This window comes from Rhizobium sp. TAL182, assembly GCF_002117725.1.
GTDB classification, from domain to species: Bacteria; Pseudomonadota; Alphaproteobacteria; order Rhizobiales; family Rhizobiaceae; genus Rhizobium; species Rhizobium esperanzae.
The window spans coordinates 2309249-2322420 of the sequence record NZ_CP021024.1; the positions used below are offsets into that span (position 1 = coordinate 2309249).

10 protein-coding genes are annotated in these 13172 nt (G+C 60.7%); 5 read left to right on the forward strand and 5 right to left on the reverse strand.

Annotated features, from left to right (window positions below; translation table 11 throughout):
• Positions 1-65 precede the first annotated feature (65 nt).
• The 5 genes from Tal182_RS11610 to Tal182_RS11630 all read right to left on the reverse strand — a co-directional run bounded on the left by Tal182_RS11610 (position 66) and on the right by Tal182_RS11630 (position 6512).
• A complete protein-coding gene (locus tag Tal182_RS11610; RefSeq protein ID WP_064802625.1) occupies positions 66-3311 on the reverse strand; it encodes an adenylate/guanylate cyclase domain-containing protein in 3246 nt (1081 codons plus the stop codon).
• A gap of 177 nt (positions 3312-3488) precedes the next feature.
• A complete protein-coding gene (locus Tal182_RS11615; RefSeq protein ID WP_085859515.1) occupies positions 3489-4292 on the reverse strand; it encodes an ATP-binding cassette domain-containing protein in 804 nt (267 codons plus the stop codon).
• A gap of 12 nt (positions 4293-4304) precedes the next feature.
• Positions 4305-5003 (reverse strand): ABC transporter permease subunit, encoded by a 699-nt coding sequence (locus tag Tal182_RS11620; protein WP_085859516.1) that lies wholly within the window; start codon positions 5001-5003, stop codon positions 4305-4307.
• Positions 5003-5728, reverse strand: coding sequence for an ABC transporter permease subunit (locus Tal182_RS11625; protein ID WP_085859517.1), 726 nt, complete (start codon positions 5726-5728; stop codon positions 5003-5005). The genes Tal182_RS11620 and Tal182_RS11625 overlap by 1 nt, the downstream gene beginning before the upstream one ends.
• Positions 5729-5762: 34 nt before the next feature.
• Complete coding sequence (locus Tal182_RS11630) at positions 5763-6512, reverse strand: GntR family transcriptional regulator (protein ID WP_085859518.1); 750 nt, start codon at positions 6510-6512, stop codon at positions 5763-5765.
• A 127-nt stretch (positions 6513-6639) separates the two neighbouring features.
• Between Tal182_RS11630 and speB the strand changes: the two genes are divergently transcribed.
• The 5 genes from speB to Tal182_RS11655 all read left to right on the forward strand — a co-directional run bounded on the left by speB (position 6640) and on the right by Tal182_RS11655 (position 13170).
• Positions 6640-7686: an agmatinase gene (gene speB, locus Tal182_RS11635; protein ID WP_085859519.1), complete on the forward strand. Its 1047-nt coding sequence runs from the start codon at positions 6640-6642 to the stop codon at positions 7684-7686.
• A gap of 75 nt (positions 7687-7761) precedes the next feature.
• Positions 7762-8604: a transporter substrate-binding domain-containing protein gene (locus tag Tal182_RS11640; protein WP_085859520.1), complete on the forward strand. Its 843-nt coding sequence runs from the start codon at positions 7762-7764 to the stop codon at positions 8602-8604.
• 122 nt (positions 8605-8726) lie between these two features.
• The gene (locus Tal182_RS11645) at positions 8727-10109 is read left to right on the forward strand and encodes an aspartate aminotransferase family protein (RefSeq protein WP_085859521.1); all 1383 of its coding nucleotides are present in this window, start codon (positions 8727-8729) and stop codon (positions 10107-10109) included.
• 17 nt (positions 10110-10126) lie between these two features.
• On the forward strand, positions 10127-11719 hold the full coding sequence (ggt, locus tag Tal182_RS11650; protein WP_085860913.1) for a gamma-glutamyltransferase: 1593 nt from the start codon (positions 10127-10129) through the stop codon (positions 11717-11719).
• Between the two features lie 17 nt (positions 11720-11736).
• Entirely contained in the window at positions 11737-13170 is a 1434-nt protein-coding gene (locus tag Tal182_RS11655) for an NAD-dependent succinate-semialdehyde dehydrogenase (protein WP_085859522.1), read from the forward strand.
• The last annotated feature ends 2 nt before the right edge of the window (positions 13171-13172 follow it).

The following is a 13172-nucleotide window of genomic DNA, read 5'->3' on the forward strand; positions in this document are numbered from 1 at the left end:
TTAGTTCCTCCCTTTATGTTCTTGAATCGTTTGGTCTAATTGATGCAGAGCGAGATACGAAGCCTTCAGTCGAGAAACGGCAAGACGACGAATGTGCCGGGGTCGAGCTTGTGGCGGATGCACACATCCTGCGCCAGCGCAAAATACCGTTCCGCTTCATCCATGTCGTCGTGTTCAAGGCTCAGTGTCGCCAAGCCATCATAACACGGAAAGAGCAGTTGCGGCTCGTCAATTTCCTTCGCAACCTCAAGGGCTTCCTCGTAATACTTACGAGCTAGCTTCGGCTGCCCATGACATTGATGTATCTGCCCGAGCACGATCAGCGGTACGGAGAGATGGTCGCGCTGATCGAGCGCCCGGTCGATTTCCACCGCCTTTTCGGCCGCCGGGACGCCTTCGGCTCCGCAGCGATCGGTGAAGGTGCAGCAGGAGACCGCGAGATTGGCGAGAAGACGCGCCTGGAAGCCGAGATCGCCGATACGGGTGGCGACCTCCAACCCGCGCCGGCAGATCCTGATGGCGTTGGCCGGATCGACGATCGTGTAGAGAACGCCGAGGTTGGAATAGGCGCGGCAGGCGGCGCTTTGCAGATCGGCCTTTTCGGCGACCGAAAGGCTGCGCTCCACTTCCTGCACGGCATCACGGCGGCGTCCGAGCCGCGCGAGCGCTGCACCCTTGGTGTTCAGTGCCTCTGCCATCGCCCGCGCTGCCTCCCGTCCAGCCTCCGTCGTTCCATCGATCGGCAGCGTTTGCAGGCATTGCAGCGCCTGTGTCGCCCATTCGGCAGCAGCAGCCTGGTCGCCGGTGCGGAAGGCGAGGTGGCCGCGTTCCTGCAGGAGATGGGCATGTTCGACCGGCGCATCGATCGGCGCGATCATCGCTTCGGCTTCGGCGCAATGGGCCTCCGCCTGATCGCGGCGCCCCGCATCGAGATGCAGGCGGCTGATCTTGCGCAAGATCCTCGCCACGGCGATCCGATCATCTTTCGCGCGATGGTTCGCAAGTGCTCGCTGATAATGGTTCAGGGCGGCCTCGCGCCGGCCGGCAGGACCACAGAGATCGCCAAGGCGCTCCAACAGTGCCGATTGCTCCGGCGTCGCCTCCGGCTCGTCGGCAAAGGCAGCAAGAGCCTGGCGGTAGAGACGCATGGCATCGTCATTGGCGTAAATCTTGCGCGCCATATCGCCCGCCGCCATAAGATAGCTGGCGCCCTTGGCCTTTTCGGTGGTCAGGCTGAAATGATGGCCGAGCTGAGCCAGATGCTCCGCCCGATCGGGCGCCACGCCATATTGACGTTCCAGCGCCCGGCCGATCCGTCGGTGAAGCTCCATGCGCCGTTGCAGCAGCAGATTGTGGTAGATGACATCGTGCATCAGCGTCTGGCTGAAGCGGTAGCCTGGCGCTATCTCGGCGTCCGGCCCGCGCAATTCCTCGATGATATTGGCATCGCAGAGATAATCCAGCGCCGCATCGATGCCGGCCGGGTCGGTCGCGACGGTGCGGAGCAGGGCGGTATCGAACTTCGGGCCGACGACCGCCGCCTCCTGCGCCAGACGCCTGATCTCCTGCGGCAGCCGGTCGACACGGGCAAGCAACAGGGCCTGTAGATTGACGGGTATATCGACATCCGTGTCTTCGGCCGCGACATGCCAGCGCTGGCCGTCATTGTGCAGCGTACCCATGTCGATCAGCCCGCGCAGGATTTCTTCGATGAACAGCGGATTGCCGCCGGCGCGATCGAGGATGCGCTTGCGCATCGGCGCCGGCAACTTGCCGTGACCCTCGCCAAAAAAGGCGGCAAGCAGCTTCTGCCCATCGGCAGCGAGGAGGGGACCGAGACGCTGGACGGTGACGCTGACGCGATTGGAGTCCAGCGGGTCCGTCTGCGACGTCGGCCGATAGATCGCAAGCAGCATCAGCCGGCTGCGCTCCAGTCGGTCCATCATGAAGCGCAGCACCTCCAGCGAGGCGGCATCCGCCCAGTGGAGATCCTCGATGACAAGAAGGAGAGGGCCTTGCGCCAGCCGGCGCTCGAAAACGGTGCGGACCGCATAGAAGATTTGCCGCCGCAATTGTTCCGGCTCGATGTGCCGGAGCGCGCCATCAGGATCGCCGAGGCCGAGAACATGCAGAAAGAGCGGCAAAAGCGCCTCGATGTCATCAGGCCTGAGATCGAGGGCACGGAACCCTGTTGTCAGCAGTTGCCGTGTCTTGTCGGGATCGTCGCGCTCGCCGATTCCGTAAGCGCTCCGCACGACCGCGGCGAGCGTGCCGTAGGATTGTTCGCCGAGGGGAGAGCAGCTGGCTTTGCGGATGGCAAGGCCGGGGAAACGGTCCGCATCGGCGGCGACGCCGACGAATTCGCTGGCCAGGCGCGATTTGCCGATGCCTGCTTCGCCGATCAGGCGGACGAGCTGCGCGGCCCCGCCACAGGCAAGATCGAGGCAGGTCAGCAGGCGCGACAATTCCGCGTCCCGTCCGACCATCGGCGCCTGAAGGCCGAAACTTTCGAGCCCGCGTGCCGTATGCGGCGCTTCCAGCAGCCCGCTCAGCCGATGCACGAGCACGTTTCCACTCTTGCCGCGCAATGCCTGCGCGCCGAGGCTGTCGAAGGCAAAGGCGTGGCGGGTTAGGCGATAGGTCAGCGGACCGACGAGAATATCGTTTTCGCCAGCCATGGATTGCAGCCGTTGCGCGGTGTTCACCGTGTCGCCGGTCACGGAATAGGATTTCGCACCGGCGGCGCCGAAACCGCCGGTGACGACAGGGCCGCTGTTGATGCCTATATGCAGACGCAGCGGCACGCCGGCGCGCGATTGCCAGCGTTTGCCGACTGTAGCGGCGCGGTCGATCATATCAAGTGCGGCGCCAAGCGCCCGCACCGGATCGTCCTCATGGGCGGCAGGCGCACCGAACAGTGCCAGAAGCGCATCGCCGACAAATTTGTCGACGAAGCCGCCATAGGCTTCCACCGCCCGGGTCATCTCTTCGAACAATTCGTTCTGCAGCGCCCGCATGACTTCAGGGTCGATCTGCTCGCTCAGCGTGGTGAAGCCGCAGAGATCGGCAAAGAGCACCGTCACCGGCCGCCGGTCGGCATCGCTGTCGGATTTCGTTGGCACCACCTCAATAATCGGCTTCGGCGCAGGCGAGGCTTTGCCTGAAATCGATGCGCCGCATTTGGGGCAGAAGGCAAAATCGGGCTGGCACGCATAACCGCAGGCGGCGCAAGAGAGAGGCTGCCTTGCGCCGCATCGCGGACAGAAAGCAAAACCGCTCTGAATATCGAAACCGCAGCCGGCGCAGTCCATCGCTGGCATCTCACGAACCCGGCATCCGACGGCTATATCAGCCGGAACCAACGGGCCTCAACAGAAGAGCAGCATGAACCTGTTGCCCCGTGCCCGCAAGCGTCAAACAGGCGGCAGAACAACGATCGCCGTTGAACGCCTGAGTTTCTTGAGATCCGCGTCGGAGGTCAAACGACGTCACCTCGTCCCTGCCAGAAACTGGCGGAACCGTTCCGATTTCGGATGGGTGAAAAGCTCGGTGGGCTCCCCTGTCTCTTCGACGACGCCCCGGTGAAGAAAAACCACTTTGCTCGACACGTCTCGCGCGAAGGCCATTTCATGGGTGACAACAAGCATGGTTCGACCTTCCTCAGCGAGCGAGCGCATCACTTTCAGCACTTCGCCGACGAGTTCGGGATCCAGCGCCGAGGTCGGTTCGTCAAACAGCATGACCCTCGGCCGCTGCGCGAGAGCGCGGGCGATCGCAGCCCGTTGCTGCTGCCCGCCAGACAAATGCGCCGGATAGAAATTTCGTTTTTCGGCGATGCCGACCCGTTCGAGCAGAGCTTCGGCCTCCGCGATACATTCCGCGCGGTTGCGCTTCTGCACGTGCACCGGTGCTTCGATCACATTTTCAAGAATGGTCATGTGCGACCAAAGATTGAAATTCTGAAACACCGTGCCGATGTGTTCGCGCATCCGATCGACTTGCCTGCGGTCAGCCGGCACCGTTCTGTGCCCCGATTTCTTTAGAGCGTACATCTCGCGGCCGATGCGAATTTCCCCGCTGTCGGGGATTTCGAGCATATTGAGGCATCTCAGCATCGTCGATTTGCCGGAGCCGGATGAGCCGAGGATGGAAATCACGTCCCCCTCATGCGCTTCAAGCGAAATTCCCTTCAGTACTTCCAGCGGGCCGAAGCATTTTCGGAGATCCTTGACCGAAACGGCAGCGCTTTTGTCCTTGTTGTCGCTGACCAAAACTGTTCCCCTGTCAGACATGCACACTCCCGTTTAAGATTGCAGCCGCATACGCATATGAGGCGAAAGCCAGAAATCGACCGCCATGAGCATCCGTGTGACGATGAAAATGATCGCGAGGTAGATCGCGCCGGCGACAATGAAGATCTCGAAAGCGCGGAAGCTGTCGGCGATCAGTTTTCCAGCCAGACCGGTGACTTCCATGATCGTGATGACAGACGCGAGCGCTGTTGCTTTGATCATCAGGATGATCTCATTGCCGTAAGCGGGCAGCGCATGCCTGATGGCGATCGGCAGGATGATCCGTCTGAACAAGAGAATGCCCGACATGCCGCAAGCGCGAGCCGCCTCGATCTCCTGAGCGGACACGGCCAGCAGTCCTCCGCGAAAAATTCCGCTGCAGTAGGCGGCAGTATTCAGAGTGAGGGCGAGCACCGCACACCAGTAGGGTTCGCGAAAGAACCCCCAGACGCCGAGGTCCTGCAGGCCGTGTCTGAATTGGCCGAGGCCATAATAGATCAGGAACATTTGGACGAGGAGCGGCGACCCTCTGAAGACAAAGACATAGGCGCGGGTTATGGTGCAGCCTATTTCACCGCCGGTCACGGCCAGGAGCGAGATCGCCAGCGCCAGCGCGCTGCCTGCCACGACGGACGTGACGGCAAGCTCAAGCGTCAGCGGCAAACCGGTCAGAAGCGTGAGAAACGTATCCCACATAAAGCCCAGATCCATCACAACGCTCTCCTTGTGCCCTGGATCGTTCGCGCTTCCATGCGTCTGAACAGGATTGATGAAAGCCAGGTGATGACGAGATAAAGAACGACCGCCGTCAGGTAGAACTCGAACGGCCGGCGCGTCGATCCGGCTGCGATCTGCGATTGGCGCAGCAGTTCGACGAGACCCGTGACGGAGATCAATGCCGATTCCTTCAGGACGAGCTGCCAGGTGTTTCCGAGGCCTGGAATAGCGTAGCGCAGGACGAGGGGGGCAACGATGCGCCTGAATTTGGGCCATGGCCGCATGCCGACGGCGCTGGCGGCTTCGATTTCGCCGCGTGCAACCGACCTGAAGGCGCCGCGAAATACCTCAGCCTGATAGGCCGCCGAAACCACGCCAAGCGCCAGGGTTCCGGTTAGAAATGCCGGCATTCCAATAAACCCTTGATAGCCGAACAGGCCGCCCAAGGATCCAAGGAATGCGCTGCCGCCGAAATAGAAAAGATAGATGACCAGAAGGTCGGGCACGCCGCGCAGAACGGTCGTGTAGCAATCCGCAAGCCACCGGATGGTCAGGTGGCGGGACAGCTGCATGAAGGTAATGACCGTCCCGATCAACGTTCCGGTCAGGAAGCCGCAGACGGACACACCGATGGTCATCGCGGCCGCAGTCAGTAGTAGCCAACCCCAACCCGTCTGCTCGAAGCCGACGAGAGCCAGGTAACTGTCGATAGGTGCCATGCGGGGACCCCTTGGTAAAAGATCGGGTTGCGCGTCAGTCGGCTGCGCGCCGATGCGCCCAGATGCGCTGGAGCTTCGACATGTTTTTGAGCGAGCTTTGCACATGCGCTCTTGCTGCTGCGGCCGCCGCCTCCCGGTCGCGTGCGCAGATGGCGTCTGCGACCGCCCGGTGTTCGTCGAGATCGGTGTGCTCCAGATCCACCCAGAGAACTTCGAGCCACAGGGCCAGGCGAAGCTGCTGATAAACTTGATCCGTCACCCTGACGAGGGCCTCGTTTCGGGTCGATTCCACGATGACGCGATGGATGTATAGTCCAAGGTCAAGGTTGCGGGCCGCGTCAGAGGGCGTCTTGTTCGTCGTATCCTTCAGTTCCACCATCTGGGCAATGACGTCACGCAGCCGATCGAGGTCTTCCTCGCTCGCTATCTCGCAGGCGAGTTGCGCGGCGCAAACGTCGAGCGCTTCGCGAACGACCAGCAGATTGCAGAACTTGGTGACGTCGAGGTCGGTCACCGTATAGCCGAAGTTCCGCTGACCGACGATAAGCCCTTCTTCTTCCAGCTTCATCAGCGCTTCGCGCAGCGGTGTTCGGCTGACGCCGAAGCGCTTGGCGAGCGTCACTTCCGACAGGCGCTCGGAGGGGCGAAGCTGGCCGGTGAGGATCAGATCCTTCAATTGCGAATAGGTGCTCTCACGCAACGATCCTCGCTGTTCTGTCTTGGTCGATGCCAATCGATTCCCCTTCCGTCTCTGGTCCATTCGCCCCTCGGTGAACGACACCATAACTTTTTCCCTCTTGCTCGATCAAGCGGAATACGATTATGTATACAATGTTGGCTACAACAAGCAATCGTCTTTTCGCCGGCGTTCAAAAGTCGCCCGCGATCTGGTCGCAACATCTGGAGGTCCGATGCCGGAGATTCTCAGTCTGGACGAACTGCGGGAGCGCTTTTCGAACGCTTCAGGCGGTGAGATGTTCGATCCGGAGTTTCGCAAGGTGGCCGACCTGGTCTTCGGCGAGGGCGATCGTCGCCAGGCGCCTTACTGCGGCGTCCCGACATTGCTGAAGGCCCCGTATCGTCCGGACGCCGCGCCCAGTTTTGCCGATATAGATATCGCGCTTTTCGGCATTCCGATGGATCTCGGGGTGACGAACCGGTCGGGCGCGCGGTTCGGGCCAAGAGCCGTACGCAACGTCGACCGCGTTGGCCCTTATGATCATGTCCTGCGGACCGTCCCGACTGCCCATGCCCGTGTTGCCGATGTCGGCGATGTCCCGTTCAAAAGCCGCTTCGATCTTCAGGCATCCCATGACGATATCGAGGAATTTGTCGGCGGCATGATAAAAGCGGGGGTCGTGCCGCTGGCCGTCGGCGGCGACCACTCGGTCGGCCTTCCCATCCTGAGGGCCGTTGGCAGGGATCGGCCTGTGGGGATGATCCACATCGACGCCCATTGCGATACGGGCGGTTCGTTCGAAGGATGCAAATTCCACCATGGCGGACCCTTTCGCCAGGCGGTTCTGGACGGTGTGCTTGATCCCAGGCGGACGATCCAGATCGGAATTCGTGGCAATTCCGAATATCTATGGGAATTCTCGTATGCGTCCGGCATGACCGTCATTCATGCGGAAGAGGTCGGTGATCTCGGCATCAGCGCCGTCATCGCCAAGGCGAGAGAGATCGTCGGGGCGGGGCCGACCTATGTCAGCTTCGACGTCGATTCTCTCGATCCCGCATTTGCGCCAGGCACGGGAACCCCCGAAGTCGGCGGCCTGACCTCGGCGCAGGCGCTTGGCATTCTGCGCGGTCTCATCGGCTTGAACATTGTCGGCGGCGACGTTGTCGAGATCGCTCCGCAATACGACCCGACGTCGAATACGGCGCAAATTGCCGCTCAGATTTTGTTCGAACTCCTCTGCCTTGCGGCCGAGGCAATCAAGGTTCGCGCGTCCTAGCAAACGGACGTCGCGGAGTCTGCAACCGCCTTGCTTGGGAAAAGGGCAGGGCGCACAAAAAAGGGGAATAAAAACATGCAAGTATCAAAGTTTTTGCTGACGTCCGCTCTGCTCGGCGTCATCTCGGCCGGCGCTGCCGCTGCGCAGACGAAACCAACCGAAATCACCATTGCGACCGAGGGCGCATACGAGCCCTGGAATTTTACCGGTCCCGACGGCAAGCTGGCAGGGTTCGAGATCGATCTCGCCAACGACCTTTGCGGGCGCATGAAGGTGAAATGCACCATCGTCGCGCAGGACTGGGATGGGCTCATTCCATCGCTCAATGCCAAGAAGTTCGACGCCATCATGGCCTCGATGATCGTGACCGAAAAGCGCCTTGCCGTCATCTCCTTCAGCAAGCCCTATGCTCCGACCGCGGCCGCTTTCATGGTCGAGAAAACCGGTCCTCTTGCAGATCTGCCGGGGACCGGGACGACGGTCGACCTCGCTGCGGACAAGGCGAAGGTCGAGCAGGAATTGCAGCCGCTTCGGGACGCTCTCAAAGGCAAGGCCGTGGGCGCCCAGGTGTCGACGGCGAACGCAGTCTTTCTCGACACCTATTTCAAGGGCGTTGTCGATCCAAGAGAATACAAGACCGTCGAGCAGCATGATCTCGACCTCCAGGCCGGTCGCATCGACGCCGTCGTCGCGCAGAAAACGTCGTTGACCGCAACGCTCGGCAAGGACGACTTCAAGGACTACAAGATCGCCGGCCCGACCTTCAAAGGCGGGGTCTCTGGACAGGGGATCGCGGCAGGTCTTCGCAAGGACGACACGGTGTTGAAGTCGATGTTCGACGCGGCCATCGAAGCGGCGGAAGCCGACGGCACGATCAACAAACTTGCTCAGAAATGGATCAAGACATCCCTTGATTGATTAAGCGGCAAAGCTCCCACGGCAGCAATTGGCAGCCGGCGCACCGAGTAGGTCGCGCCGGCTGACCGGCGCAGCTTTACCGCGCGTCGCCAATGAAATAGACCCACATTTGGAGAACCTCTGTGACCATCCTTCTCAACTCCGTCGAATCCCGCGACGCTGCGTTTGTTCTTCATCCCTATACGAACGCTTCGCAGCATCTGAAGGACGGCCCGCTGGTGATCACCAGGGGCGAGGGGATCCATATCGTCGACAGCGAAGGCAACAAATACATCGAAGGTCTTGGCGGGCTGTTCTGCGCGTCGCTGGGCTTCAGCGAACAACGTCTGGTAGACGCCGCGACTCGCCAGATGAAGGAATTGCCGTTCTATCACAGCTTCGGCGGCAAAACGCATGAGACGGCGGTCGAGCTTTCCGAACGGCTCATTCAGCTTTCACCGGTTCCCATGTCGAAAGTGTTCTTCGCCAATTCGGGTTCCGAGGCCAACGACACGGCCATGAAGCTTGTCTGGTACTATCACAATGCCATCGGCATGCCGGAAAAGAAGAAGATTATCTCGCGCATGCGGGCTTACCACGGCGTGACCATTGCTTCGGCCAGCCTCACCGGGTTGCCGAACAATCACCGCGATTTCGATCTGCCGATTGATCGGGTGCTGCATACCGATTGCCCGGAGTTTTATCGCTATGGCCGCCCGGGTGAAACGGAGGAAGAATTCGCGACGCGATGTGCCAACTCGCTTGAGCAGATGATCCTCGCCGAGGGACCGGAAACCATCGGCGCATTCTTCGCCGAGCCATTGATGGCATCCGGCGGCTGCATCGTTCCGCCGCCAACCTATTACGAGAAGATCCAGGCGATTCTCAAGAAATACGACGTGCTGCTGATCGCCGACGAAGTCATCTGCGGCTTTGGCAGGCTCGGCACGATGTTCGGTTCGGAAAGCTTCGGGATTAAGCCGGATATGATCGTCATGGCAAAGCAGCTTTCGGCAGCTTACCAGCCGATCTCCGCGCTGATGATCAATGAAAAGATCCATTCCGCTGTCGTTGCCGAGAGCGAGAAAATCGGAACATTCGGACATGGTTTCACCTATAGCGGCCATCCGGTCGCGACGGCCGTAGCCCTGGAAACCCTGAAAATCTACGAGGAACGTGACATCATTGGCCACGTCCGCACCATCGCCCCGGTGTTCCAGCGGCGGTTGAACGAGCTTGGCGACCATCCGCTCGTCGGCAACGCCCGCGGTCGTGGGCTCATCGGCACCCTTGAACTGGTTCGCAACAAGGAAACGAAAGAGCCGTTCAAGCCGACGGACGGCATTGCCATTCACGCAGGCAAGCAGGCCCAGGTCCATGGCGTCATCACGCGCGCCCTTGGCGACAACTTCTCGCTTTGCCCGCCGCTTATCATCACCGAGGCTGAGATCCACGAATTGTTCGATCGCTCCACGCGCGCATTGGATGATACCTATACATGGGCGAGGGCAACCGGCCTCTATTGAGCGAAGGAAGCGACGATATGCGAAATTTCGAATTGCCGGGAAGATCGATGGCCGTCGGCCGCAATGGCATGGCCGCGACATCACACCCGATGGCGACTTTGACCGCGATCGAGATCCTGAAAGCCGGCGGCAAGGCCATCGACGCCGCCGTCGGCGCCTGCGCCGTCCAATGTGTCGTGGAGGCTGGATCCACCGGCATAGGCGGCGATTGCTTTGCGCTGCTGGCGTCGAATGGAAATGATGATGTCGTTGCCTATAACGGCTCGGGACGCACGCCGGCGGCGGCACATTTTGCCTGGTTTCGGGAAAACGGCATCTCTTCGATCGAGCGGTCATCGCCGCATGCGGTGACCGTTCCTGGGGCGGTGGACGCCTGGACCCGCCTCGTTGCCGATCACGGCAGGATGCCGCTGTCGGAAATTCTTGCGCCGGCAATTGCACTGGCGCGCGACGGCTATGCGATCACGCCACGGGTTGCCGCCGACATTTCGAATCAACGTGACTTGCTGCTGCGCGATCCATCGACCCGTCGCCTTTTCCTGATCGATGATCAGGCTCCGCCGGTCGGATCGGTTCAATCTCAGCCGGAACTGGCGCAGACGCTGGAAACGATCGCAACGTCGGGCCGTGACGGCTTCTATCGCGGTCCAGTGGCAGCCGACATGGTGACCCGGCTGAATTCCCTTGGCGGCCTCCATACAGTTGAGGATTTTGCCTCAGCTGCCGGCGAATATGTGAAGCCGGTCAGCGCGAGATACCGCGGATGGACGGTGCATGAATGTCCGCCGAACGGGCAGGGCATTGTCGCTCTGATGATCCTGAAGATCCTGGAGCGGTTCGAACGCAAAGGCGACCCGCTTGGTGTGGACAATCTGCACATCGAAGTCGAGGCCACGCGGCTGGCTTATGCGGCTCGTGATCGATGGGTCGCCGACATGGCCGCCTCAAACGCTCCGGTCGACTTCCTGTTGTCCGATGAACTCGCCGACAGCCTTGCCGCCAGGATCGACCTGAACACCATCGCCGATGCCGGGGCCGTTATCGACGGCGTCGAGCATGCCGACACCGTCTACATTTCCGTTGTCGACAAGGATCGAAATGTCGCCAGCTTCATCAACTCGATCTTCCATTCCTACGGAAGCGGAGTGATGGCACCGAATTCCGGCGTCTTGTTCCACAATCGCGGCCAGAGCTTCAGTATGAAGCAGGGGCATCCGAACGCGATGGGGCCGCGCAAGAGGCCCATGCACACGATTATCCCGGGTCTGGTCACCCGCAATGGTAAAAGCGTTTTGTCCTTCGGCGTGATGGGTGGGCACTATCAGGCGATGGGCCATGCCCACTTCCTCTCCAAGCTGTTCGATTTCAATCTGGACATACAAAGTGCGATTGATCTGCCTCGGCTCTTTCCGCTGCCCGGCACCACATCAATCGAAACCGAAGCGCTTCTGCGAACCTCGATCGGGCGTGATCTTGAAGCTCGCGGCTTCAAGGTCGTCGCACCGAATTGGGCGATCGGCGGCGCCCAGGCGATCTGGATAGACGATCAAAACAACACGCTGCTGGGCGCCTCCGATCATCGAAAAGATGGTTGCGCGCTCGGTTACTAGAGGCGGTGGAGAGCTGAATGTCGGCATATCCGAATACCCAACTTTATATCAATGGCCGCTGGAGGCAGGGTTCAAACGACGATCTGACCGTCGTCAATCCGGCTTCGGGCGACGTCATCGGCCGTGTTTCCAATGCCGGCGCTGGTGATCTCGACGAAGCGCTTTCGGCCGCCGCCGCCGGGTTTGAGCAGTGGCGGCGCATAAGTGCGTTCGAGCGGGCAAAGCTGATGCATGCGGCGGCGGAGATCCTGCGGCAGCGCTCTGCGGCGATCTCTCGAATAATGACATTGGAACAAGGCAAACCGCTCGCCGAGTCCAAGGCAGAGGCAGCCGCGGCTGCCGACATCATAGACTGGTTTGCCGAGGAAGCCCGCCGTGCCTACGGCCGGCTGATCCCACCGCGAGCGGCCAATGTCAGGCAGATGGTGATCAAGGAGCCTATTGGCCCGGTGGCGGCCTTCAGCCCCTGGAATTTTCCGCTGAACCAGGCCGTGCGCAAAGTTTCGGCCGCCCTTGCGGCCGGCTGCTCGATCATATTGAAGGGGCCGGAGGAAACTCCGGCAAGCTGTGCTGAACTGGTTCGCGCCTTTGCCGAGGCGGGTCTGCCGGCGGGCGTTCTCAATCTCGTTTTCGGGATGCCGGCCGATATTTCAAATCACCTGATCCCGCACCCGATTATCCGGAAAATTTCCTTCACCGGATCGACCGTCGTCGGCAAGCAGCTTGCCTCCCTGGCCGGCGCCCACATGAAGCGGGTGACCATGGAACTCGGAGGCCATGCGCCGGCGATCGTGTTCGACGACGCCGATATCGATCTTGCGGTCAGACTGTTGGCCACTGCGAAGTTTCGAAATGCCGGGCAAATCTGCGTGGCGCCGACCCGGTTTCTCATACAGGAACCCGTCTTCGATAAATTCCTCGATGGCCTGGTAAAGGCGACCGAAGCGATTAAGGTCGGCGATGGATTGAGCGACGGCGTGACCATGGGACCGCTTGCCAACGCGAGGCGGGTAGGGGCCATGGAGGCGCTGACAGCCGACGCGGTGATGCACGGTGCGAAGATTGCGACCGGCGGCAAAAGGATCGGCAATCTCGGCAACTTCTTCCAGCCGACGGTTCTCACCGACGTTCCACAACATGCCCGCGTGCTCAGCGAAGAACCATTCGGCCCCTTGGCGATAGTGAGTGCATTTTCGGACTACAATTCTGCCATCGCGGAAGCCAACCGCCTGCCATACGGCCTGGCGGCCTATGCCTATACAACTTCGGCAAAGACCAGCGCAGCCCTTGCCCGCGATATCGAGAGCGGCATGCTGTCGATCAATCATCATGGGCTGGCGCTGCCGGAATTGCCTTTCGGAGGCATAAAAGACTCCGGCTACGGTTCGGAAGGCGGCTCTGAAGCAATGGAGAGTTACCTCAATACGAAGCTCGTCACCGAGGCGGCTTGAGC